General features: G+C 65.6%; 24 protein-coding genes and 2 tRNA genes. 22 read left to right on the top strand and 4 right to left on the bottom strand.

Translation table 11 applies throughout. The features are described from left to right. Positions 1-34 precede the first annotated feature (34 nt). Positions 35-418: a helix-turn-helix domain-containing protein gene (locus tag ACFWP0_RS02940; protein ID WP_377839537.1), complete on the top strand. Its 384-nt coding sequence runs from the start codon at positions 35-37 to the stop codon at positions 416-418. 44 nt (positions 419-462) lie between these two features. Here ACFWP0_RS02940 and ACFWP0_RS02935 read toward each other — a convergent pair whose 3' ends face one another. Continuing rightward, the gene (locus ACFWP0_RS02935) at positions 463-1,623 is read right to left on the bottom strand and encodes a trypsin-like peptidase domain-containing protein (protein ID WP_377839535.1); all 1,161 of its coding nucleotides are present in this window, start codon (positions 1,621-1,623) and stop codon (positions 463-465) included. A gap of 19 nt (positions 1,624-1,642) precedes the next feature. Here ACFWP0_RS02935 and ACFWP0_RS02930 point away from each other — a divergent pair, with 19 nt between their 5' ends. Beyond that, positions 1,643-2,419 (top strand): Nif3-like dinuclear metal center hexameric protein, encoded by a 777-nt coding sequence (locus ACFWP0_RS02930; RefSeq protein WP_377839534.1) that lies wholly within the window; start codon positions 1,643-1,645, stop codon positions 2,417-2,419. A gap of 79 nt (positions 2,420-2,498) precedes the next feature. On the opposite strand, the gene mscL is transcribed toward ACFWP0_RS02930, so the two are convergent. Further along, the gene (gene mscL / locus ACFWP0_RS02925) at positions 2,499-2,942 is read right to left on the bottom strand and encodes a large conductance mechanosensitive channel protein MscL (RefSeq protein WP_377839532.1); all 444 of its coding nucleotides are present in this window, start codon (positions 2,940-2,942) and stop codon (positions 2,499-2,501) included. 140 nt (positions 2,943-3,082) lie between these two features. Here mscL and petA point away from each other — a divergent pair, with 140 nt between their 5' ends. From petA to ACFWP0_RS02875, 10 genes are all read left to right on the top strand, one after another. Continuing rightward, positions 3,083-3,724 (top strand): ubiquinol-cytochrome c reductase iron-sulfur subunit, encoded by a 642-nt coding sequence (gene petA, locus ACFWP0_RS02920; RefSeq protein ID WP_377839531.1) that lies wholly within the window; start codon positions 3,083-3,085, stop codon positions 3,722-3,724. A 74-nt stretch (positions 3,725-3,798) separates the two neighbouring features. Then, positions 3,799-5,187, top strand: coding sequence for a cytochrome bc complex cytochrome b subunit (locus ACFWP0_RS02915; RefSeq protein WP_377839530.1), 1,389 nt, complete (start codon positions 3,799-3,801; stop codon positions 5,185-5,187). Between the two features lie 24 nt (positions 5,188-5,211). After that, the gene (locus ACFWP0_RS02910) at positions 5,212-6,072 is read left to right on the top strand and encodes a cytochrome c1 (protein ID WP_377839528.1); all 861 of its coding nucleotides are present in this window, start codon (positions 5,212-5,214) and stop codon (positions 6,070-6,072) included. A gap of 155 nt (positions 6,073-6,227) precedes the next feature. Continuing rightward, positions 6,228-6,839, top strand: coding sequence for a glutathione S-transferase N-terminal domain-containing protein (locus ACFWP0_RS02905; RefSeq protein WP_006388039.1), 612 nt, complete (start codon positions 6,228-6,230; stop codon positions 6,837-6,839). A gap of 13 nt (positions 6,840-6,852) precedes the next feature. After that, positions 6,853-7,311 (top strand): ClpXP protease specificity-enhancing factor, encoded by a 459-nt coding sequence (locus tag ACFWP0_RS02900; protein WP_377839527.1) that lies wholly within the window; start codon positions 6,853-6,855, stop codon positions 7,309-7,311. A gap of 67 nt (positions 7,312-7,378) precedes the next feature. Then, positions 7,379-7,454, top strand: a tRNA-Thr gene (locus tag ACFWP0_RS02895). Between the two features lie 167 nt (positions 7,455-7,621). Then, complete coding sequence (locus ACFWP0_RS02890; RefSeq protein ID WP_377839526.1) at positions 7,622-7,768, top strand: integrase arm-type DNA-binding domain-containing protein; 147 nt, start codon at positions 7,622-7,624, stop codon at positions 7,766-7,768. A 485-nt stretch (positions 7,769-8,253) separates the two neighbouring features. Beyond that, a complete protein-coding gene (locus ACFWP0_RS02885; protein WP_377839525.1) occupies positions 8,254-8,766 on the top strand; it encodes a PAAR domain-containing protein in 513 nt (170 codons plus the stop codon). An 84-nt stretch (positions 8,767-8,850) separates the two neighbouring features. Next, positions 8,851-9,318 carry a polymorphic toxin type 44 domain-containing protein gene (locus tag ACFWP0_RS02880; RefSeq protein ID WP_377839523.1) on the top strand — a complete coding sequence of 156 codons (468 nt, stop codon included), beginning with the start codon at positions 8,851-8,853 and terminating at the stop codon, positions 9,316-9,318. A gap of 13 nt (positions 9,319-9,331) precedes the next feature. Continuing rightward, positions 9,332-9,703 carry a hypothetical protein gene (locus tag ACFWP0_RS02875; RefSeq protein ID WP_377839522.1) on the top strand — a complete coding sequence of 124 codons (372 nt, stop codon included), beginning with the start codon at positions 9,332-9,334 and terminating at the stop codon, positions 9,701-9,703. Positions 9,704-10,117: 414 nt separating this feature from the next. On the opposite strand, the gene ACFWP0_RS02870 is transcribed toward ACFWP0_RS02875, so the two are convergent. After that, positions 10,118-11,506, bottom strand: coding sequence for a GntP family permease (locus tag ACFWP0_RS02870; RefSeq protein WP_377839521.1), 1,389 nt, complete (start codon positions 11,504-11,506; stop codon positions 10,118-10,120). A gap of 142 nt (positions 11,507-11,648) precedes the next feature. Between ACFWP0_RS02870 and ACFWP0_RS02865 the strand changes: the two genes are divergently transcribed. The 4 genes from ACFWP0_RS02865 to ACFWP0_RS02850 all read left to right on the top strand — a co-directional run bounded on the left by ACFWP0_RS02865 (position 11,649) and on the right by ACFWP0_RS02850 (position 14,588). Beyond that, positions 11,649-11,724 (top strand) — tRNA-Asn (locus tag ACFWP0_RS02865). Between the two features lie 140 nt (positions 11,725-11,864). Further along, positions 11,865-12,785 carry a transcriptional regulator GcvA gene (gene gcvA / locus ACFWP0_RS02860; RefSeq protein WP_377839520.1) on the top strand — a complete coding sequence of 307 codons (921 nt, stop codon included), beginning with the start codon at positions 11,865-11,867 and terminating at the stop codon, positions 12,783-12,785. Positions 12,786-12,891: 106 nt separating this feature from the next. Next, entirely contained in the window at positions 12,892-13,365 is a 474-nt protein-coding gene (locus ACFWP0_RS02855) for a RidA family protein (protein ID WP_377839518.1), read from the top strand. A gap of 26 nt (positions 13,366-13,391) precedes the next feature. Then, positions 13,392-14,588, top strand: a complete 1,197-nt coding sequence (locus ACFWP0_RS02850) for an aminotransferase class V-fold PLP-dependent enzyme (RefSeq protein WP_377839517.1) — start codon at positions 13,392-13,394, stop codon at positions 14,586-14,588. Here ACFWP0_RS02850 and ACFWP0_RS02845 read toward each other — a convergent pair. Further along, entirely contained in the window at positions 14,585-15,490 is a 906-nt protein-coding gene (locus tag ACFWP0_RS02845) for a DMT family transporter (RefSeq protein WP_377839515.1), read from the bottom strand. The two genes, ACFWP0_RS02850 and ACFWP0_RS02845, sit on opposite strands and share 4 nt — an antisense overlap. Positions 15,491-15,648: 158 nt before the next feature. Here ACFWP0_RS02845 and ACFWP0_RS02840 point away from each other — a divergent pair, with 158 nt between their 5' ends. From ACFWP0_RS02840 to ACFWP0_RS02815, 6 genes are all read left to right on the top strand, one after another. Then, positions 15,649-16,539, top strand: coding sequence for a helix-turn-helix domain-containing protein (locus ACFWP0_RS02840; RefSeq protein WP_377839513.1), 891 nt, complete (start codon positions 15,649-15,651; stop codon positions 16,537-16,539). A gap of 88 nt (positions 16,540-16,627) precedes the next feature. Beyond that, positions 16,628-18,064, top strand: coding sequence for a DUF2868 domain-containing protein (locus ACFWP0_RS02835; protein ID WP_377839512.1), 1,437 nt, complete (start codon positions 16,628-16,630; stop codon positions 18,062-18,064). Continuing rightward, on the top strand, positions 18,057-19,445 hold the full coding sequence (locus ACFWP0_RS02830; protein ID WP_377839510.1) for a GTPase/DUF3482 domain-containing protein: 1,389 nt from the start codon (positions 18,057-18,059) through the stop codon (positions 19,443-19,445). Before ACFWP0_RS02835 ends, ACFWP0_RS02830 begins: the two co-directional genes overlap by 8 nt. A gap of 356 nt (positions 19,446-19,801) precedes the next feature. After that, positions 19,802-21,409: an ABC transporter substrate-binding protein gene (locus ACFWP0_RS02825; protein WP_377839509.1), complete on the top strand. Its 1,608-nt coding sequence runs from the start codon at positions 19,802-19,804 to the stop codon at positions 21,407-21,409. A 119-nt stretch (positions 21,410-21,528) separates the two neighbouring features. Beyond that, a complete protein-coding gene (locus ACFWP0_RS02820; RefSeq protein ID WP_377839507.1) occupies positions 21,529-22,500 on the top strand; it encodes an ABC transporter permease in 972 nt (323 codons plus the stop codon). 10 nt (positions 22,501-22,510) lie between these two features. Further along, positions 22,511-23,437, top strand: coding sequence for an ABC transporter permease (locus ACFWP0_RS02815; protein WP_377839506.1), 927 nt, complete (start codon positions 22,511-22,513; stop codon positions 23,435-23,437). The last annotated feature ends 2 nt before the right edge of the window (positions 23,438-23,439 follow it).

Here is a 23,439-nt window from a genome sequence, read left to right as displayed (position 1 = left end):
TGTCCGCGCATGGCCGCAATCCTACATTGCGGTCATGTCGCTCGCTCAACGGCTGCGCACCCTGATGCGGTGGCGCGGCATCCACAGCCAGAACCAGCTCGCGCGCATCTCCGGCGTGCCGCAGTCCTGCATCCATCGCATTCTTACCCGCCGTGAAGACCGCTATTCGCCGGCCCGCGGCACGCTGGTGCGCCTGGCCCTCGCGCTGGACACCAGCGTGCCGTGGCTGACGGACGGCGTGGTCAGCTCCCCTGATCCCGCCCCGGGCCTCGCGCCCTGGCTCCAGGATGGCGCGGGCAGCGCCGGCGAAGGCTACTGCATCGAGATCTGCGCGCTGCTGCGCCAGCAGCCGGACAGCACCAAGAAAAAGGTCCTGAGCGTGGTGCGCCTGATCGTCGAGGGGCAGGACGCCGCGTAGGGGCATTCCGCCGCATGCGCGCTAGAACCGCGGCGGCGCGCCGCCTAGCGCGGCTTGCCAGGCCGCGTGCCCACCACCACCGCCAGCTCGGCGGGCTTACCCGAACGCACTATCCCCAGCGTGGCGCGCCCGCCCGGAGGCAGTTGCGCAATTTCCGACAGCAGGCTGATGGTGTCGGCCACCCGTTTGCCATTGACCGACTGCACGATGTCGCCCACGCGCAAGCCTGCCCGCGCGGCCGGGCCGTCGCGCATGACGCCGGCAATGATCACGCCCGTGGTGTCGCGCCCCAGATCGAAGGCCCGCGCCAGCTCCGGCGTCACATCCTGCGGCTCCACGCCCAGCCAGCCGCGCTTGACCCCGCCGGTCTTGACGATCTCGTCCATGACCTTGCGCGCAATCTCGATGGGCGTGGCAAAGCCGATGCCCATCGATCCGCCCGATTCGGAATAGATGGCGGTGTTGATGCCCACCAGGTTGCCCTCGGCGTCGATCAGCGCCCCGCCGGAATTGCCGGGGTTGATCGCCGCATCGGTCTGGATGAAGTTCTCGTAGGTGTTCAGGCCCAGTCCGTTGCGGCCCAGCGCCGACACAATGCCCTGCGTGGTGGTTTGCCCCACGCCGAACGGATTGCCGATCGCCAGCACCACATCGCCCACCCGCAAGCCCCGGTCGGGCGCCAGCGGCGCGGCGGGCAGGGACCGCAGCTTCGACAGTTTCAGCACGGCCAGGTCAGTGTCCGGGTCCGCGCCCACCACCTTGGCGGTGTCGCGGCGGCCGTCCTTGAGCGCCACCTCGATCGCGTCGGCGGCCTGCACCACGTGATAATTGGTCAGCACATAACCGTCCTGGTTGACGATCACGCCGGACCCCAGGCTGGTCGAGGCCTCGCGGCGGCTGACCCCGGGCACCTGGCCGAAGAGCTCGCGCAGCAAGGGGTCGTCGGGCAGCGGAATCAGCGGCACGTTCACGTGCTTGGTGGTGAACACGTTGACCACCGAGGGCGCCGCGCGGGCCACGCCGTCCGCATAGGACACCACCCCCGCGCCGCGCCCGGCGGACGGCTGGCCCGCGGCCGTCGCCGCCTGCGGGGCCGCGGCCGGGCCGGCCAGGCGCAGCAGATCGGGCCGCAGGGTCGTCACTACGAATAGAATAGCCAGGCAGACCGTGACGGCCTGAGCGAATATCAGCCAATATCGGCGCATGTTTCTGATAGGACTAGCAATGAGTAAAGTGGACTCCCGCGTCCTGGCCAGCTGGCTGGACGACACCCTGCAAGCGGCGCGTTTCAAGGACTACTGTCCCAACGGGATGCAGGTGGAAGGTCGATCCGAAATCGGACACATTATCACCGGTGTCACCGCCAGCGAGGCATTGCTGCGCATCGCGGTCGAACGCGGCGCGGACGCGGTGCTGGTCCATCACGGCTGGCTCTGGCGCAACGAGGACCGCCGCGTCATCGGCACCCGCCGCACCCGCATGGCCCTGACCCTGAAGAACGACCTGAACCTGTACGCCTACCACCTGCCGCTGGACGCGCATCCGACGCTGGGCAACAACGCCCAGCTTGCACGCGTGCTGGGCCTGGCGCCCGCGCGGCGCGATGACGGCTCGCCGCTCACCTGCGGACAGGACAACCTGGTCTGGCTGGGCGAGGCCGCGGGGCTGCAGACCCTGGGCCAGCTCGGCGAGCGGGTGGCGCAGCGCCTGGGCCGGCAACCGCTGGTCGTGGGCGATCCGGACCAGCCGCTGGCGCAGGTCGCCTGGTGCACGGGCGGCGCGCAAGGCATGCTGGCCGACGCCGTGGATGCCGGCGCCAGCGCTTACATCACGGGGGAAGTATCGGAATCCACGGTCCATCTGGCGCGCGAAACCGGCGTGGGCTTCATCGCCGCGGGCCACCACGCGACCGAACGCTATGGCGTGGAGGCGCTGGGCCAGGCCGTGGCCGAGCAGTTCGGCGTCAAGGTCGAGTTCGTGGACATCGACAATCCCGCCTGAAAGGAAGGGCCTGCACCGCGCGCCCGCTGCGCGAGCGTGCTGCCCCAAGGCAAAAAAAAGCGCCCCGAAGGGCGCTTTTTCATGGCTGCTTCTTGAGCAGGTCGCGGATCTCGCGCAGCAGCGCCACGTCTTCGGGCGTTGCGGCCGGCGCGTCTTCAGCCTTGCGGCGGGCCTTGTAGATGGCCTTGACCATCCAGAAGATCACGAACGCAAGCAACACGAAGTTGATGATGATGGTGACGAAGTTGCCCCACGCAAACACGTTCGCGCCCGCCTTGGCGAGGTCGGCGTAGGTCATGGGGCCGTTGTAGCCGGCCGGCATGGACAGGACGAGGAACTTGTTTGAGAAATCGACCGAACCGCCAAGCACGAAATTGACCAGGGGCATGACGATGTCCCTGACCAGCGAATCGACAATCCTGCCGAACGCCGCGCCGATGATGACACCGACAGCCAGGTCGACAGCATTGCCTTTTACAGCGAAATCTCGGAATTCTTTGACGAAACCAGTCGCTTTGCTCATAAAAGCACTCCATTCGTGATACGCCCGTGAGTGGGCTGGCGCTATAATACGCGGTTGCTATGTTGTTACATATTCCCGCGAACCCGATGCCGCAGAAGTGATGCTACTCGTAGAGCGGGCGCATCAACAAGGATAGGAAGATGAGTCAGGATACGCTGGTGCATGACGATGACGGTGCGGTTGATCCCAACCTGCCACCTGATCCTTCGCGACGTTTCTGGGTTACCACCGCCTGTGCTGTGGGCGGCGTAGCAGGTGTCGCAACGGCAATACCGCTTGTGAGCACGTTTTCTCCCTCCGAAAAAGCCCGCGCGGCCGGAGCGCCCGTTGAAGTGGACGTCGGCGACATTCCCGTCGGCACCATGAAGACGGTCGAATGGCGCGGCAAGCCAGTCTGGATCATGCACCGTTCTCCCGAGCAGCTCGCCGCTCTGAAGACGCTGGATCCCTTGCTGGCCGATCCGAATTCCCAACGACCCGGCTTTACTCCCGCCTACGCCGAAAACCAGGGCCGCTCGCGCAAGCCCGAGCTCTTCGTCTGCGTCGGCATCTGCACCCATCTGGGCTGCTCGCCTACTTCGCACTTCGAAACGGGTGGCGGCGGCGGTCTGGGCGCGGACTGGCAAGGCGGATTCCTCTGTCCGTGCCACGGCTCCACGTTCGACCTCGCTGGCCGGGTCTTCAAGAACAAGCCCGCTCCCGATAATCTCGAAGTTCCGCCGTACCAATATCTCACCGACACCCGCATCATCGTGGGCGTCGATGAAGACAACAAGGCCTGACGCTCGCGTCGCGCTTTTTTCCCGAATTACGTAAGTAAAACAAATACGCCACGTATTAGAGAAGGAGCCGTTACATGGCTGGCGAGAAAACCGTCGAGACGACAGGCCTGTTGGGCTGGCTGGACCGGCGCTTCCCGGTGACTTCCACCTGGAAAGCCCATCTGTCCGAGTATTACGCACCAAAGAATTTCAACTTCTGGTACTTCTTTGGCTCGCTTGCGCTGCTGGTGCTGGTGCTGCAGATCGTGACCGGCATTTTCCTGGTCATGCACTACAAGCCGGATGCCGAACGCGCATTCCAATCCGTCGAATACATCATGCGCGAAGTCCCGTGGGGCTGGCTGGTGCGCTACATGCACTCCACCGGCGCGTCGATGTTCTTCGTCGTCGTGTACCTCCACATGCTTCGCGGCCTGCTTTACGGTTCCTACCGCAAGCCGCGCGAACTGGTGTGGATCTTCGGCGTTGCGATCTTCCTCTGTCTGATGGCCGAAGCTTTCTTCGGCTACCTGCTGCCGTGGGGCCAGATGTCGTACTGGGGCGCCCAGGTGATCGTGAACCTGTTCGCCGCCATTCCGTTCATCGGTCCCGAACTGTCCATCTGGATCCGCGGCGACTACGTCGTGTCGGACGCCACGCTGAACCGCTTCTTCGCCTTCCACGTCATCGCCATTCCGCTGGTGCTGGTGGGCCTGGTGGCTGCTCACCTGGTCGCGCTGCACGAAGTCGGCTCGAACAACCCGGACGGCATCGAGATCAAGCAGGGCCCGAAGGACAAGTACGGCCGCCCGAAGGATGGCATCCCGTTCCACCCGTTCTACTCGGTCCATGACCTGGTGGGCGTGGCGGGTTTCCTGCTCGTGTTCGCGGCCATCGTGTTCTTCGCCCCGGAAATGGGCGGCTACTTCCTCGAGTTCAACAACTTCATCCCCGCCGACTCGCTGAAGACGCCTCCGCACATCGCTCCGGTCTGGTACTTCACGCCGTTCTACTCGATGCTGCGCGCCACCACCGACGAATTCACCTGGGTGCTGGCGGGCGCCGCCGTGCTGGGCGCCATCGCGCTGCTCGTCAAGAGCAACCTGAAGGGCATCATGCGCGTCGCCATCCCCGGCATCCTGATCGTCGTGGCCGTGCTGCTGCGCGTCATCGACGCCAAGTTCTGGGGCGTGGTGGCCATGGGCGGCACGGTGGTCATCCTGTTCTTCCTGCCCTGGCTGGACCATTCGCCGGTCAAGTCGATCCGCTACCGCCCGACGTGGCACAAGTGGATCTACGGCATCTTCATGGTCAACTTCCTGGTGCTTGGCTACATCGGTACGCAGCCGCCCAGTCCGCCGTTGAACATCACGTCGCAGATCGGCACGCTGCTGTACTTGGCATTTTTCTTCCTGATGCCGGTATGGAGCCGCCTTGGCACTTTCAAGCAAGTGCCCGATCGCGTGACGTTCCACGCCCACTGAGCCCACGAGAATAACGGACTAACCATGATCAAGAAGCTGATTGGTGCCGTGGCCTTGATGCTCACGTGTACCGTAACATTCGCTGCCGGAGGCGGATTTCCGCTGGACAAGGCCCCGTACCGCGTCAACGACATGCCGTCGCTGCAGAACGGAGCCAAGCTGTTCGTCAACTACTGCCTGAACTGTCATAGCGCGTCCTCGATGCGCTACAACAAGCTCAAGGACATCGGGCTGACCGACCAGCAAATCAAGGAAAGCCTGCTGTTCACGGGCGAAAAGGTGGGCGACATGATGAACGTCGCCATGACCGCCAAGGACGCCAAGCAGTGGTTCGGCACGACGCCCCCGGACTTGTCCGTGATCGCGCGCGCCAAATCCGTGAACGCAGGCCCCTCGGGCGCCGACTACATCTACACCTACCTGCGCACCTTCTACCGCGACACGTCGCGCGCCACGGGCTGGAACAACCTGGTTTTCCCGGCCGTCGGCATGCCTCACGCCCTCTGGCAAGACCAGGGTCCGCGCGAGCTCACGACCGTCGCCATGCATGAAGTGGAAGCCAAGGACGCCAAGGCAGGCGCTCCCAAAACCTGGGAACGCGTCACCACGGTGTACGATGCACAGGGTTTTTCCACGGTCAAGGCCGAACCGGTAGCCAACTACCACGGCCATGCCACCTTCGATGCCAAATTTAAGGCCGCCAACCCGGCCCAAGTCGCAACATACGACAACGACGTCGCCGACCTGACCGCGTTCATGTCCTGGATGTCCGAACCCGTCCAGACACTCCGTGTCCGTATCGGCGTCGGTGTCATGTTGTTCCTGCTGCTGTTCTTCTTTGTTACGTGGCGCTTGAATGCCTCGTACTGGAAACACGTGCGCTAACCGCAACGCCCCGCCAGGTTTCCTGCCGCCCCCGGCTTTTCAATAGGGGACGGAAGAGGCGGATAGGGCAGTACGCCTATCCCGCCTGGCAATTGGGGCCAGCGCCTGCTAGATTTAGGCGCTGGCCTTTCGTTTTTCATAAAGGACTTACCGCCATGATGGTGCTCTATTCCGGAACCACGTGTCCGTTTTCGCAACGCTGCCGCTTCGTGTTGTTCGAAAAGGGTATGGATTTCGAGATCCGCGACATCGACCTGTACAACAAGCCCGAAGACATCTCGGTGATGAACCCGTACGGTCAAGTGCCCATTCTGGTCGAACGCGACCTGGTCCTGTACGAGTCGAACATCATCAACGAGTACATCGACGAGCGCTTCCCGCATCCGCAGCTCATGCCCGCCGACCCGGTCATGCGCGCCCGCACCCGCCTGTTCCTCTACAACTTCGAGAAAGAACTGTTCGTTCACGTCTCGACGCTGGAAGACCGCAGCGCCAAGCCCGACGAGAAGAAACTGGCCAACGCGCGCCAGAACATTCGCGACCGCCTGGCCCAGCTGGCTCCCATGCTGCTGAAGAACAAGTACATGCTGGGCGAGGAATTCTCCATGCTCGACGTGGCCGTGGCTCCGCTCCTGTGGCGCCTGGACCACTACGGCATCGAACTGCCCAAGAATGCGGCTCCGCTGCAAAAGTACGCCGAGCGCATCTTCTCGCGTCCGGCCTACATCGAAGCGCTGACGCCTTCGGAAAAAGTAATGCGTCGTTAAGGCTGGCTGTGTGATGGGTGAAACTTCGACCAAACCGTATCTGATCCGCGCGCTGCACGAATGGTGCACCGATAACGGCTATACGCCGTACATCACCGTGCAGGTCGACGAGCACACGATGGTGCCCCTCGCGCATGTGCGCGACGGGCAGATCACACTGAACGTGGGCACGCTGGCCACCAACCGCCTGGTGCTGGGCAATGAATTCATCGAATTCCAAGCCCGCTTCAGCGGCGTGACCGAAAACGTCTACGTTCCCGTGGGCGCCGTCAGCGCCATCTACGCGCGCGAAACCGGCGCGGGCATGGGCTTCGAAGTGCAGCCCTACGAACCGCCCGAGGCGGGCGCCCAAGGCGCGACGGCGAACACCGCCGCGCCCGAAGGCCCCGACGCCGATGCCGATGCCGCCCCCGGCGGCGACGACGGCGATGACGACGAACCCAAGCGTCCGCGCCTGACCATCGTCAAATAACGCCGCGAAGCAGGGCCTGCATTTTTTTCATTACAATGCAGTCCCTGCGCGTGCCCCGGCACGCAAAGCCGGTGTAGCTCAGTTGGTAGAGCAGCTCACTTGTAATGAGAAGGTCGAGGGTTCGATTCCTTTCACCGGCACCAAATACCCCTCTAGAGTCATCTAGCGCAGTACTCGAAACCCGCACCAGCTAAGGCTTTGCGGGTTTTTTATTGTCTGGGTAAATCTATCGTCAGCTACCGTCTGGTGTCGGTACTTCTGACGATACCTCGTAAATGCCGCCAATCAGATACCGTCAGGAGCGTCCGCCATGCCCCTTACCGATACCGCCGCCCGCCAGGCCAAGCCCACCGAGAAAGCCCGCAAGATGACGGACGGGGGCGGCCCGTATCTGCTGGTGAACCTGCAGGGCAAGTACTGGCGGTGGGACTGCCGGCGAGGAACCGCCCGGCGATGATGGGCATTGATCCGTGGGCATGTCGGCCAAAGGGCCGCAACCTTTACCGGGTGCGGCCCTTGCCTTTTATCTATACCCAACCCATACGGATTAGCAGGTGTACTTAGGCGGGCCGCCTGCCGGCAAGCCTTGAACTAACGCCCTCAAAAAACCGTTTTCCCCAACTGGCGGCGCAAAAAAAACGACTGGGGGCGTGGTGTTCGATGATGAGGCGTCGTCAGGGTTTCGCCCCGCCCCGCCCCCGAAAGATCGAGCGCGCACCGATGCGGGGAGGGCGGGGTAAAAGTTGCCGGACACCGCGCCCCCAAGTCAATTTTCACGCCCGCGAAAAATGAAATTGAACGGCGCACCGTTCGACCTTGAAGGCATGCCCCAGGACGGCGCGGGCAAGGAATCGGAGCCTGGACTGCTTTGGTACTTGTTCTATGGACTTGTTTCCTTCCTGCTGAATAGACTCGGCGCTACTTCAAATACCTGGAGCAAGCATGATCGGCAGACCTATTATTCGCGTAGGCGACGGGACGTCGCATGGCGGGATCGTGGTGCAAAGTTTCCCCTTCTACACTGTTAACGGTCGCCAAGCTGCCGGCGTGGGCCACATGGCGACGTGTCCGACATGCGAAGGCGCTTTCCCAATCGTGGAGGGCGTTTCCAATTTCACTGTCGACGGTGTCTCTGTAGCCGTCGAGGGTATGAAAACCGCCTGTGGCGCTACGCTGATAGCCAGCCAACAGATCGCGGTCATTGATCCAGGTCCTGGCGGCATTGCCTGGACAGGGAGCGATTCAGGGAGTTTGGCAAGTGGCCTTGTGGGCGGCGCAGGCACCAACCAGCCACTGTCCCAAGGGCTGCTGCAGGAGGATTGCGACCATTCCGATACGGCGGTCCCGCTTGCCGAATACATCGTCCGGGAAATGAAGACCAATCCCTTTTCTGTGGAAGGAAGGAAAATTGCAGCCGCCAATACCGCTGATCCACAAGCCCGACTCGCAGAATGACAGCAGTTGCCCTGGTACGCTGGACTTGGCGGACAGCCGGACTTCCACGGCGCAGCCGCAGGGCAAAGAGCGGCTGCATATGGGATGTGGACGGAGAGGGTCGGACCCGGTAGGCCTTGGGACCACAAGCCAGCTTTACAGAGTATGTTGGGCCAGAACCTAAATAAAGGTTGGCAGAAGTACGGAGGCTTCGACTACTACTATGACATTTGGTCCAACATCCATTACGGTTACGTTGGTGTTGCACTTGGCTTTAGCGCTGCTGAACTGCTCAACGGGGCTGGGTTGGCCCAAGCGATGCACGACTCTTACAAGGCCGTGATGGAAATACGGGTGCCGACTATGCAGGACCACCCAGCGAATGGCCCGTGGCCAGCGAGTGCGGATGATGTACCTGACCATATCTCGATCAAGCTGGGTTGCGATCTATACACCGCAGCCAAACCCCACGAACTAACTACGGCAATCCTTCTTCAATGGATTTCCGCAGTACCGGTACCTTGGGGAATAGGAGAAGATAAGGCGAAAGAACCTCATAACTGCAATCGCTGACCAGAGAAATGTAATGCGTTGCCTGTTGAAATTCTTCGGCGTTGTTTTTGCCTTGCTTGTCGCTCTTTGGACTTGCATTGCGCTATGGGGCACGTTTTCCCCAGTCGTGTTACTCCATTACTCGAAAGACTCCACTGATCGGATCAGCGTTTTCTTTAACGACAACCACGATACGGCTAAGTTCGGCATGGACCCAGGTGAAACCGTGAGATTTCGAACGGCCATGTTTCCGAAGCCTGATATGTGGATCCAGCTGTCGTTTCCGAGTGAAAGCCCTGATAGCCTGGAACTCACAAAGCCCTTTAGTCGGGTCGAGGTGTACATCGGTCCAGGTGCGAAGATCGAGCGGACAGAGGTACATCAGCGGTTCTTCGCCCGCTTCTGATCGCCCCTGCACACCTTTGAAGCGCATCGGGTGGGCGGATGTCGATTTAGCGCGGCCTAGCCGACGACACACGGGGGCAAAAGGCCCCTTTTTTTGTCCCCTGAATTCCACTCCATCGCCGGCGAGCGGGCCAGGATAGCCGGCGCGAAGCGGTCGATCTTACCCCTCAACCGCAGGTGATTTCTTCTTTGTGGCCGGGTCCAAGGTGCGCCTAGAGTTCGGTCAGTTGTCTCGCGTCGTATCTGCTTATCTAGGCCCAGCGGGCGCATTCTGACGGTATTTTTGACGGTATGTGCGGCACCATGAAATATAAAAATAAGCATACATGCGACTCTCAAGGCAATGTTTCATTCCTTTCACCCCAATAGATTCACGCACTCTGCCCAACCGAACGGTTGGGCTTTTTGCTTTTCATCAGCCCAGCGGCGGCAGCATATCGAACAGCAAGACCATGATCAGGCCGACTACCGCGACGATCGACTGCACCACCGAGATCGTCTTGGTGGCCTCGCCCATGGTCATGCCGAAGGACTCTTTGACCATCCAGAAACCGGCGTGGTTGGCGTAGTTGAAGAACAGCGAACCGCAGCCGATCGACAGCGCGAGCAGCGGCAGGTTCAGAGAGGGGTCGGCGCCCGCCAGCGGCGCCAGCAAGCCGGCCGCGCCCACGATGCCGACCGTGGCCGAACCCGTGGACACAGACAGCAGCATGGCGATCAGCCAGCCCAGGATCAAAGGCGGGAAGGCGAACTGGTGAGTCAGGTTCACGATGGCGTCGCCGACCTTGGCGCTCGTCAGCACCTGCTGGAAAGCCCCGCCGCCGGCAATGATGAGCATGATGCCGGCGATGGGCTTGAGGCTCTTTCCCAGCGCGTCGCGCAGCTTTTCCGCATCGCCGCCGCGAAGAAAGACCAGCGTGACGGCCGCAAACAGCACGCCCAGCAACATGGCGACCACGGGGTTGCCCAGGAAGGCGGCCACGTGCGTCACGCTTGAATCCTTGGGCAGCAGCATCTCGGCCACGGCATGCACCAGCATCAGCAAGGCGGGCAGCAGGGCCGCCAGAACGCCCAGGCCCACGCTGGGCGCCCCGTTGCCGGCGTTGGCTTCCGTGGTTGCGGTGAACTGGTCGAGCAGGGCTTCGTCCGGCCGGGTCGTCATGCGCGGGGCGATGAACGCGCCGTACAGGGGGCCGCCGAATATCATGGCCGGCAGCGCGGCGATGAAGCCATAGATCATGGTCGGGCCGACCGTGGTCTTCAATGTGGCGATCGCGGTCAGCGGACCGGGGTGCGGGGGCACCATGCCGTGCATGGCCGCCAGGGCCGATATCACGGGCACGCCCACGTATACGTAAGCCGAACCCTTGAAGCGCTCCTGGGTCTCGAGCTTGCGCGCCACGCTGAAAATCAGCGGCAGCATCACCACCAGGCCCACTTCGAAAAACATCGGGATGCCGATGACGAACGCCACCAGCGTCATGGCCCAGGGAATCATGCGGGGGGAGGTATGGCGCAAGATGGCATTGGCCAGGCGCTCGGTCGTGCCCGAATCCGCCAGGATCTTGCCCAGCATGGCGCCCAGCGCGATCACCACGCCCACCGCACCCAGGGTCTTGCCCGCGCCGTCCGTCAGGTTCTTGACGATGGCCACGGGCGCCATGCCCGTGGCAAAACCGACGCCGATGGAAACGATGAGAAGCGCCAGCAGCGGATGCATGCGGATGCGCGAGACGATGAGAGCGACCAGCACCAGGACGCTCACCAGGGCGGTGAGCAGCAATTGAATGTCGAACGAAGACATAGGTAAGCCCAGAAAAGACAAGAGAGGTCGCGAGCCTTCTTGGGGGCCATGATAAGGGATAGGCTTGCCGCCTGCCCCGGGCCTCGCCGGGCCGCTTTGCATTCTTTCGATTTTTTGTGCATAATTCGGCCCCTCTACCTGTTCCCCGATAGCTCAGTCGGTAGAGCGACGGACTGTTAATCCGCAGGTCGCTGGTTCGAGCCCAGCTCGGGGAGCCAAGAATTTTGCATTACCGCAGTACCCTTAAAAAAGCCCGCAACTTGCTTGCGGGCTTTTTGCATTGGGGCCGCGGTTGCCATGCCCGCCACAAGGCGTAGGATGACGCGCATCCCTCCCGACGCCTTCGCATCCGATCACCATGCGTTCCACGCGATCCCTGCCTGCCCTTGTCTCCCTGCGCGCCTTCGAAGCGGCTGCGCGGCGCCTGAGCTTCTCTCTGGCGGCGCAGGAACTGTTCGTCACGCAAAGCGCCGTCAGCCACCACATCCAGCGCCTCGAAGCCGAGCTGGGCGTCGCGCTCTTTGAGCGGCGCACGCGCGCCGTGGCGCTCACCGACGCCGGCCAGGCCTACTACCAGCGCGTGCACGCGGCCTTCGAACTGCTGCGCCAGGGCACGGACGACATCCGCGCGCCCGCCGCCGCCCGCCACACCCTCAGGATCGGACTGCTGGCCTCGTTCGCCACGCGCTGGCTGGCGCCGCGCCTGCCGGCCTTCGCCGCCGCGCACCCCGATATCGACCTGCAGCTGCAACCCGATATCGGCCTGGCGGATGTGGCGGGCGGCGAGGTGGACGCGGCCATCCGCTACGGCCGCGGCGTCTGGCCGGGCGTCCGCGCGCGGCTGCTGATGACGGAACGCCTGTCGGTTGTCTGCGCTCCCTCGCTGATTGCGGGCAAAAAACGCCCGCGCACCCCTGAAGACCTGCTGCGCCATCCGCTGCTGGCCTCGCACGCGAAGCAACCCTTCGAATGGGACGCCTGGGCGCGGCTGCACGGCCTGGACCTGGGGCGCGCACGCACGGTGCGCCTGCACGACTACAACATCGTCGTGGAGGCCGCCCTGGCCGGCCAGGGCCTGGCGATGGGCCGGCACCGGCTGATCGCCGCGCAATTGGCCAGCGGCGCGCTGGTGGAGGCGCTGCCCGGCGCCTCGCTGGAGGATCCGCGCATCGGCTGGTGGTTCGTCACGCCGCGCGGCGCGCAGAGCGAGCCCCTCCAGGCCCTGCAGGAATGGCTCGCGCGGGCGGCCGCCGACTCCGGCGACGGCGGCACGCATTAGTTTTACTCATGCGTGCCGGACAATAATTGATTGGTCACGCGGCGCCAGGGCCGATAGCATCGGGGGACACTTCGTCCATTTCCCAACCTTACCCAGGTGAACCGATATGACCCGTTCCATTTCCGCCCGCGTTGCCGAACTTGGCCTTGTCCTGGAAGCCGCCGCCGCCCCGGCCGCCAACTACGTGCCCTTCGTCCAGGAAGGCAACCTGCTCTATATCTCCGGCCAGATCTCCCGCAAGGACGGCAAGGCCGCCTATCTGGGCCAATTGGGCAACCAGGTCTCCGACGCCGACGGCGTGCAGGCCGCGCGCCTGTCCGCGCTGGGCATCCTGGCGCAGATCGCCGCCGCCACCGGCGACCGGCTGGACCGCGTGGCGCGCGTCGTGCGCTTGGGCGTGTTCGTGGCCAGCACGCCGGACTTCAACCGCCAAAGCGCGGTCGCCAACGGCGCCTCCGACCTGATGGTCGAGGTGTTCGGCGACGCCGGCCGCCATGCGCGCAGCGCTGTCGGCGTGGCTTCCCTGCCCCAGGGCGTGTCCGTGGAAGTCGAAGCCGTCATTGCGCTTACCCAGACCTGAGCCCGGCGCGCCCGACAGGAACCGCCATGTCCGCCCCCCTCGCTCCAGCCGCAATCCAGTCGCTGCGCGCCCTGACGCCGGGCACGCAAAGCACCGTCCACTTCAACCATGCCGGCGCCTCGCTGCCGTCCGCGGCCACGCTGCAGGCCATCCACGCGCATCTGGCGCGGGAGGCGGCGCAGGGCCCGATGGAGGCCGGCGTGAAAGCGCGCGAACTCACCGAGGCGGCGCGCACGCTTGCCGCCCAACTGCTCAATGCCCAGCCCGATGAAATCGCGCTGACCGGCGGCAACTCGTCGGGTTGGGGCGCTGCCTTCGCCGCGCTCGCCGCCTGGCGGCCCGGCGACCGCATCCTGGTCGGCCGCCACGAATGGGGCGGCAACCTGGCCGCCATGCGGTTCAAGGCGGAACTTGCGGGCGCCACGCTGGAAACCATCCCCTCGGACGACAGCGGATGCGTGGACGCGGACGCGCTGGAGTCCATGCTGGACGACCGGGTGCGCCTGATCGCGCTGACCTGGCTGCCCGCCAACGGCGGCCTCATCAACCCCGCCGCCGCCATCGGGCGCGTGGCGCAGCGCCACGGCATTCCGTACTTCGTGGATGCGGCGCAGGCAGTCGGCCAGCTCCCCGTGGATGTAGCGCAGATCGGTTGCGACGTGTTGAGCACCCCCGGCCGCAAAGCCTTGCGCGGCCCGCGCGGCACGGGGCTGCTGTACGTGCGCCGCGGCTTCCTGGACCAGCTCACCCCCGCCTTCGTGGACACCCATTCCGCGCCGCTGGGCGCGGACGGCCGGCCCGTGCTGCGCCAGGACGCCGCGCGCCTGGAACTGGCGGAGAGCTCGCCGGCGCTGCGCTGCGGCCTGGCCAATGCCCTGCGCGAAGCGTTGGACCTGGGCCTGGACGCCATCCGGGCGACCATCGACGCCAGGGCCCAGGCGCTGCGCGCCGAACTGGCGGCCATTCCCGGCATCACGGTGCTGGACCAGGGCCGCGAACGATCCGGGCTGGTGGCCTTCAACCTGGCGGGCCAGGACGCCGCGGCGGTGCAGCGGCAACTGGCGGCGCAAGGCATTGTCATCGGCAGCAATGGCGTGCCCTACACCCCGCTGGACATGGAGGCCCGCGGCCTGACGCGGATTGCGCGCGCATCGGTCAGCTATCTCACCAGCGACGCGGAGATCGACCGCCTGCTGGAAGGCCTGCGCGGGCTGGCCCGCTAGGTCCCGCCGGGCGCCCCGGCGCGCCGCAAGAACGGCGACCATTTCGTGAACACGAGCAGGTTGCCGAACATCACCAGCGCCAGACCCAGCAGGGCGAACGGCGTCCACCGATAGCCTTCGGCGACCGTGGACACGCTCAGGGCCACGACCGGAAACAGCACCGTGCAATAGGCGGCCCGCGCCGGCCCCATGCGGCCGACCAGCGTCAGATAGGCCGTGAAGCCGATCACCGATCCGGGGATCGCCAGGTACAGCAGGGCGCCCACGTACGACGGCGAGGCGTCGAATTCAAACGGCAACCCCGCAGCTACGCAGCCCGCCAGCAGGATCGCCGCGCCGTAGAGCATGCTGTAGGCGTTGCCCGTCAGCGGCCGGATGCCGGCGCGCTGCTGCAGGGACGACAACATGTTCCCGGTGGAAAAGCAGAACGTGCCCAGCAGCGCAAAGCCCAGGCCCAGCAAGGTTTCATGGCTGGCCTCCTGGCTGGCCAGTTCCGGCCAGAACAGCAGCACCAGGCCGGAAAAGCCGAACGCGCCCGCCACCATCACACGCGGCGCGACGCGGGTGCCGAACCACAGGCGGGCGTTCAGGGCGTTCCATAGGGTTGCGGCCGAGAACACCACCGACACCAGGCCGCTGGGGATCCATTGCGTGGCCGTGTAGAAGCACAGGAAGTTCAGGCAGAACAGGCACAGGCCCTGGCCCACGCACAGCCAATGGCCTCGCCGGTCGAGCTTCTGCAGCTTGCGCGCCAGCAACAGCGCCGCGAACAGCACCAGGCCGGCCAGCGCGAAGCGGTAGAAGATCGACACGGGGATGGCCACCACGCCCAGCTGCAGCTTGATGGCGAGCCAGGTGGTGCCCCAGATGACGACGGTGAGGAAATACAGGAATAGATTCACGATGCGATGCGCGGCCAGGTCAAGACGGACAGCGGCGATCCGATGAGTCGCCGGAAAAGCCAGTGTGCGCTCCCGCGGCGCGCCAGGATTGCCGGTTCTTGCGGTTTTGTCCGTATCGGGCGCGTCGCGCGCGCGAGATCGCAGTAGCATTCCGTCCCATGAGCTCCGTTGCTTCGGCCCCGGCCGACTTCTCCGTGTTTCGCACCCTGTCGCGCTCCACCGCCACCCTGGAACGCGCCGCCCCCCTGGGCGAAGGCATCGCGATCTCGCAGTGGGCGCGCAGCGCCTGCGAAACCCTGGGCTACGACACGCCCGGCCATCACACGCTGTCGCTGTACCTGCACGGCGGCGACAAGTCGTTCCGGGTCGGCCACGACACGCTGCATGGCGGCGCGGGCAAATTCTGCGTGCTGCCGGCCGAACACTATTCCCGCTGGTGCATGAACGACACCGTGCACTTCCTGCACCTGTACATCGCGCCGGAACGCCTGGCCCGGGAAGTCGTCATGCGGCTGGACCGCGAACCCCGGACCCTGGAGCTGCGCGACCGCACCTACATCCAGGACGACTCGCTGATCGACGTCTGCCGGCAGCTGCTGGGCACCGACTGGAGCCAGCCCGCGGACCGCCTGGCGGCCAGCAGCGCGGCCGAGACCGTGCTGCATCATCTGCTGAACCAGGGCGTGGCCCGCAAGACGCCGCAGCCCGCCCGCGGCGGCCTGGCCCCCGGGGTGCGCCGCCGCGTCATGGACTACGTGGACGCGCACCTGGCCGAGGCCTTGACGCTGGACCAGCTCGCCGGCGTGGCCGCGCTGTCCACCTACCATTTCGCCCGCATGTTCCACGCCTCGTTCGGCGAGCCGCCGCACGCCTGGGTGCGCGGAAGGCGCCTGGCGCGGGCCAAGAGCCTGCTGGCCGAAGGCAGGGGCGACCTGGCGGGCGTCGCGCAGGCCAGCGGCTTCGGCAACGCCAGCCACCTGGCGCGGGTCTTTCGCGACGCCATCGGCGTCACGCCCGGCCAGTACCGCCGCGCCCGCGGCACGCACTGATCCAGGCCGGCCTCCGGCCCCGTTTTCCGACCTGCCCGGTCTACAATGGCGCATCGCCCCAGGGCCTATTCCCCCCTTTCCCGACGCGATGCCGTCCCCGACCTCTCGCGACCTCACTCCCCTGGCCGATAGCGCCAGCCCGCGCTCCCTGCGCGCGCATTGGCTGGCCGAGCTGGTCCGCCTGCGCGAAGCGCATTGGGGGCCGCTGGAGGACGCGGAAGCCGTCCGGCGCGTACGCCAGCTGGACGACGCGGACCTGCCGTCCCGCATCCTGACCCGCGCCGCGCTCCTGGCGCAGCGCGAGAACCTGCCCCCGCTGGTCGACGCGTGGCGCCGCAGCGCCGCGGGCATCCTGATGATCCTGTTCGTGCTGGCCCTGGCGTCGGGCATAGGCGCAGCCCTGGGCGCGCTGGGCGACGGATCGCGACCGGTCAACGTGCTTTGGGCGCTGGGCGCCTTGCTGGGCCTGCATGCGCTGACCTTCCTGCTGTGGCTGGCCAGCTTCCTGCTGAGACCCGCCGCCGTGACCGGGCTGGGGCGCCTCTGGCTCTGGGCCACGCGCAAGCTGGCGCGCGGACCCGACGGCGCGCTGGTGCCGCAGGCCTTCCTGAACCTGCTGGCGCGCGCAGGGGCCTTGCGCTGGCTGTTCGGCAGCATCAGCCACCTGCTGTGGCTGACGGCCCTGTGCGCCGCGCTGGCGGCCCTGCTGGCCGTGCTGTCCACCGCCAGCTACCGCTTCATCTGGGCCACCACGCTGCTGGCCCCCGACACCTTCGTCCGGCTCACGCAAGCCATCGGCTGGCTGCCCGCCCATCTGGGTTTCCCCATGCCCGACGCCGCCACGATCCGCGCCAGCGACGGCGCGCAGACCCTGCCGGCCGACGCGCAGGTGCAATGGTCGCTGTGGCTCATCGGCGTCGTGGTCGTCTACGGCATCCTGCCGCGGCTCGCGGCCGGCGCGCTGTGCGTGGCCGCCACCCTGCGCGCGCTGCGCGGCCTGCGCATCGACCCCTCGCTGGCGGGCTTCTCCACGCTGCGCGACCGGCTGGAACCGCCGGCGCTTTCCACCGGCATCGACCGTCCCGTGGATCCCTTGCACGAACCGCGCGTGCACGCCCCGTCGCTGGACGGGCTGGGCGGCCAGCCCGTGCTGCTGGGACTGGAACTGCCCGCCGACCTGGCGTGGCCGCCCGCGGACCTGCCCGCCGGCATCCAGCAGGCAGGCAACCTGGACACGCGCGAAGAGCGCAACCGCGTGCTGGACGCGCTGGCCCAGGCCGCCGCCTCGCGCCTGCTGGTCGCCTGCGATGCCCGCCAGACGCCCGACCGGGGCACGCTGTCCCTGATCGCCGAGTTGTCCGCGCACGCGCGCCAGACCCGCATCTGGCTCATCACGCCGCAGGCCGGCGCCGACACCCGCGCGCCGCTCTGGCGCGACCGCCTGCTTGCGCTGGGATTGCCCGCCGACGCCGTCCTGCAAGCGCCGGCCGCCCCGCTGGCGTGGCTGGAGTCCGGCCATGGCTGATGCCCTCATCAAGATCGCGCTGGTGGGCCACACCAACACCGGCAAGACCTCGCTGCTGCGCACGCTGACGCGCGACACCACCTTCGGCGAGGTCGCCGACCGCCCCGGCACCACGCGCCACGTCGAAGGCGCGCGCCTGCGCCTGGACGGGCGCCCCGTGCTGGAATGGTTCGACACGCCCGGCATGGAAGACAGCATCGCCTTGCTGGAGTACCTGGAACGCCTGGACCATCCCGGCGAACGGCTGGACGGCCCGGCGCGCATCCGCCGCTTCCTGGACACGCCGGAAGCGCACGGCCGCTACGAGCAGGAGGCCCGCGTCCTGGCCAAGATGCTGGACTGCGATGCCGCCCTATACGTGATCGACGCGCGCGATCCGGTGCTGGGCAAGCACCGCGACGAGCTCGCCATCCTTGCCGCTTGCGGCCGCCCCTTGCTGCCGGTGCTGAACTTCGTGAACGCGCCGGCGCATCGCGCCGACGAATGGCGCGGCGCGATGGCCCGCCTGGGCCTGCATGCGGTGGTCGAATTCGACACCGTCGCACCGCCGCTGGACGGCGAACAGCAGCTCTACGCCAAGCTGGGCGTGCTGCTGGACCGCCACGCGGGCGCGCTGGCGCGGCTCTCCGACAGCCTGGCCGCGCAGCGCCGCGACCGCCACGCCGCGGCTTACGAACTGCTGGCGGACTTGCTGATCGACGTAGCCGCGCTGCATCTGTCCAGCCCCAGCGACGACACCGCGCTGGCCGCCGCGTCTGGCCAGCTGCGCGACCAGGTGCGCCAACGCGAACAGACCTGCGTCAACGCCTTGCTGGCGCTCTACAACTTCCGGCCGTCCGATTTTTCCGACGATGCGCTGCCGCTGCAGGGCGAGCGCTGGGGCATGGACCTGTTCCACCCGCAGGCGCTCAAGGACATGGGCGTGCAGGTGGGCATGGGCGCCGCGGCCGGCGCCATGGCGGGCGCGGCGGTGGACCTGATGAGCGCCGGCCTGAGCCTGGGCACCGGCATGCTGATCGGCGCCGCGGCCGGCGGGCTGTGGCAAGGCGTGGAGAAGCTGGGCAAGCGCGTGGCCGGCAAGCTGCGCGGCTGGCGCGAGATCAGCGTGGACGATGCCGTGCTGCGCCTGCTCGCGCTGCGCCAGCGCCAGCTGATCGAGGCCCTGGAGCGCCGCGGCCATGCGGCCCGCGAACCATTGAGGCTAGATCTTCCGAACGATGAGGCCTGGCGCAAGGGCCCCTTGCCGGAAGCATTGAAAGAAGCCCGCAGCCGCCCCGAGTGGTCCGCGCTGGGCAAGCACTACGAAGACAGCGACCGGCGCAAGCGCGTTGTGCATGAATTGGCGAAAACCCTTGCTGCCGCGCCGCTGTCGGCCGGCTGAGGCCGCGGCCCGCATGCCTTGCCGAACGCACCATTCAACGCATACGGCAAGCAAGTACTAACCCCAACCCAAACCGATTGACGCTTAAACAAGTGCGTCTATAAGATTCGTTCTGCATCGGCGCGGTCCGTCCCCGCCATGACAATCACAAGGGGTTGGGTCTATCGTGAAGTCGAAGTCCTACGCAGTGATTCCCGGCAACGCCAGCCTCGGCCTGTGCGCAGTTCGCGCCGCGCGCCGCCCGACCCCACTCCGTCCTTCGTCGTAAGCAGCAACGCCATGCCCCGGATCCCGATGGGGCCGGGGCCCTATCACTTCTGTCGCGCGATCCGCGCACCACACGGAGCATGAGGGCTATGCGTACTTTCCCCCACTTCAAGCAAGCGGCGATCGCCGCCGCGGTGGCCGCCTCGCTGGCATTCAGCGCAGGCGCGGCCGCCAAGACCTTGCACTGGTCATACCAGGGCGACGCCACGTCGATGGACCCGATGGCCCTGAACGAGACCTTCACGCTGGGTTTCCAGGGCAACATCTACGAAACCCTGGCCGGCTACGACGGCAACCTGAAGCTCACGCCGCTGCTGGCGGAAAGCTGGGAAAACCCCGAACCCACCAAATGGGTCTTCAAGCTGCGCAAGAACGTCAAATTCCACGACGGCTCGCCCTTCACGGCGGACGACGTGATCTTCTCCTGGAAGCGCAGCCTGACGCCCGGCTCCGACATGAAGGGCTACGGCGCCAAGGCCTCCGAGATCAAGAAGGTGGACGACTACACCATCGAGGTCATCACGCCCACGCCCAATCCCATCCTGCCGCGCGAATGGGTGTTCCTGTACATCATGAGCAAGACGTGGGCTGAAAAGAACAAGACCACCGAGGCCACCAACGTCAAGGGCGACAACCAGGGCAACTACGCCAACCTGCACGCCAACGGCACCGGGCCCTTCATGCTGACCGAGCGCCAGCCCGACGTGAAGACGGTGCTCAAGCGCTACGACGGCTACTGGAACAAGAACATCAAGAGCAACATCGACGAGGTCATCTTCCAGCCGATCACGCAGGAAGCCACGCGCGTGGCCGCGCTGATCTCCGGCGAGATGGACGTGGTGCAGCCCGTTCCGGTGCAGGACTGGAAGCGCCTGGAAGACGCCAAGGGCGTGAAGCCGCTGACCGCGCCCGAGGCCCGCGCCATCTTCATCGGCATGGACCAGCATCGCGACGAACTGCTGTTCTCGGACGTGAAGGGCAAGAACCCCTTCAAGGATCCGAAGGTGCGCGAAGCCGTCGTGCTGGCCGTGGACACCAAGGCCATCAACGACAAGATCATGCGCGGCGCGGCCAAGCCGCTGGGCTCGCTCATCGCCACCTCCATCAACGGCTACGACGAATCCTTCGGCGCGCCGTACAAGCCCGATCCGGAGCGAGCCAAGAAGCTCCTGGCCGAAGCCGGCTATCCCAAGGGTTTCACCGTCACGATGGACTGCCCGAACGACCGCTACGTCAACGACGAAAAGGTCTGCCAGGCGGTGGCCGGCATGCTGGCGCGCGTGGGCATCAAGATCAACCTGCTGGCGCAGACCAAGTCCAAGTACTTCGGCAAGATCCTGCTGCAGGCAGGCAACCAGACCAGCATGTACATGCTGGGCTGGACGCCCAGCTCCACCGATGCGCACAACACGCTGCTGAACCTGACCTCGTGCCGCGACGCCAAGACCGCCGCGGGCCAGTTCAACCTGGGCGGCTACTGCAACAAGAAGGTGGACGAACTCACCAACCAGATCGGCGTCGAAACCGACCAGGCCAAGCGCAACGCGATGATCAAGGAAGCCTTCGGCATCGTGCGCAGCGACTTCGGCTACCTCCCGCTGCACCAGCAACCCATGTCCTGGGGCGTGAAGGAAAACGTCAAGGTCACCCAGCGCGCCGACGACGTGCTCGACCTGCGCGACGTCGTCCTGCCGTAAACGACCGGCGATGCAACCCCGGACGGCGCGCGCCGTCCGGATGCGCCCGGCCCAGCCCCGATTCCCGGCATCCACGGAGAACGCGGCCCGGCGCCATCTGAACTAGAGGGCTCCCGATAATGCTTTCCTTTATTGCGCAGCGGCTTATCCAGTCGGTGCTGGTGATGTTGACGGTGGCGCTGATCGCGTTCTCCATGTTCCGCTATGTGGGCGACCCGGTCGCCAGCATGGTTGGCCAGGACACCACGCCCGAGCAGCGCGCCCAATTGCGCGAACAGCTCGGCCTGGACGATCCGTTCGTGGTGCAGTATGCGCGCTTTGTCGCCAACGCCGTGCGCGGCGACTTCGGCATGTCGTACCGCCATCGCAGGCCCGTCAGCGACCTGCTCGAAGAACGCATGCCCGCAACCCTGGAACTGTCGTTCGTGTCCGCCGTCATGGCGCTGGCGCTGGGCGTCCCCATGGGCATCTACACCGCACTCAGGCGCCATGGCATCCTGTCCAAGACATTCATGGCCATCTCGCTGGCGGGCATCTCGCTGCCCACCTTCTTGATCGGCATCCTGCTCATCCTGTTCTTCGGCGTGCAGCTGCGATGGCTGCCCAGCTTCGGGCGCGGCGACGTGGTGAGCCTGGGATGGTGGACCACGGGCTTCTTGACCAAATCGGGCTGGCTGGCGCTGATCATGCCCGCCATCACGCTGGCGCTCTTCCAGATGACCCTGATCATGCGCCTGGTGCGCGCCGAGATGCTGGAGGTGCTGCGCGCCGACTTCATCAAGTTCGCGCGCGCACGCGGCCTGCCGGAGCGGCTCATCAACTTCCGCCACGCCTTGAAGAACACGATGGTGCCCGTCATCACCATCACAGGCCTGCAGATCGGCTCCATCATCGCCTTCGCCATCATCACCGAAACGGTGTTCCAGTGGCCAGGCATGGGCCTGCTGTTCATCCAGGCCATCAGCATGGTGGACATTCCCGTCATGGCGGCCTACCTGGTGCTGATCGCCTTCATGTTCGTGGTCATCAACCTGGTCGTCGACCTGCTGTACTTCGCCGTGGACCCGCGTCTGCGCGTGCAGAGCAAGTAAAGGAATCCGCATGATTGCTCGCATCGCTCCCTTCTTTTCCCGCGCGGCCGACAGCGACCTGTGGCACAGCTTCAAGCGGTCGCCCGGCGCCATCATCGCCGCGGCCGTGACGCTGGTCATCCTGCTGGGCGCGCTGTTCGCGCCGCTGATCGCGCCCCACAATCCCTTCGACCTGGCGTCCGTGTCCATCATGGACGCCAACACGCCGCCGGCCTGGGAGGAAGGCGGCAGCCCCAGCTTCCTGCTGGGCACCGACGACCAGGGCCGCGACATCCTGTCTGCCGTCATGTACGGCTCGCGCGTGTCCTTGCTGGTTGGCTTCGCTTCGGTGCTGTTCTCGATGGTGCTGGGCGTGACGCTCGGGCTGGTCAGCGGCTACGCAGGCGGCCGCATCGACAGCTTCATCATGCGCATCGCCGACGTGCAGCTGTCGTTTCCCGCCATCCTGGTGGCGCTGCTGATCGACGGCGTGGCGCGCGGACTGCTGCCGCGCGACATGCACGACCAGCTTGCGCTGTATGTGCTGATCTTCGCCATCGGCATCTCCGGCTGGGTCCAATACGCGCGCACCGTGCGCGGGTCCACGCTGGTGGAACGCAACAAGGAATACGTGCAGGCGGCAAGGCTGATCGGCATCGGCCCCATCACCATCCTGCGCCGGCACATCCTGCCCAACGTGATGGGCCCGGTGCTGGTCATCGCCACCATCCACCTGGCGATCGCCATCATCACCGAGGCCACGCTGTCCTTCCTGGGCGTGGGCCTGCCGCCCACCGCGCCGTCGCTGGGCACGCTGATCCGCATCGGCAACAGCTATCTGTTCTCGGGCATGTGGTGGATTTCCATCTTCCCCGGCATTGCGCTGGTGGCGCTGGTGCTATCGGTCAACCTGCTGGGCGACTGGCTGCGCGACGCGCTCAACCCCAAGCTGCGCTGAGG

The organism is Achromobacter sp. NPDC058515, assembly GCF_042721735.1.
Taxonomy (GTDB): Bacteria; Pseudomonadota; Gammaproteobacteria; order Burkholderiales; family Burkholderiaceae_B; genus Achromobacter.
Note: the sequence above shows the minus strand (reverse complement) of the source record. Positions and strands in the feature narration are given on the sequence as shown.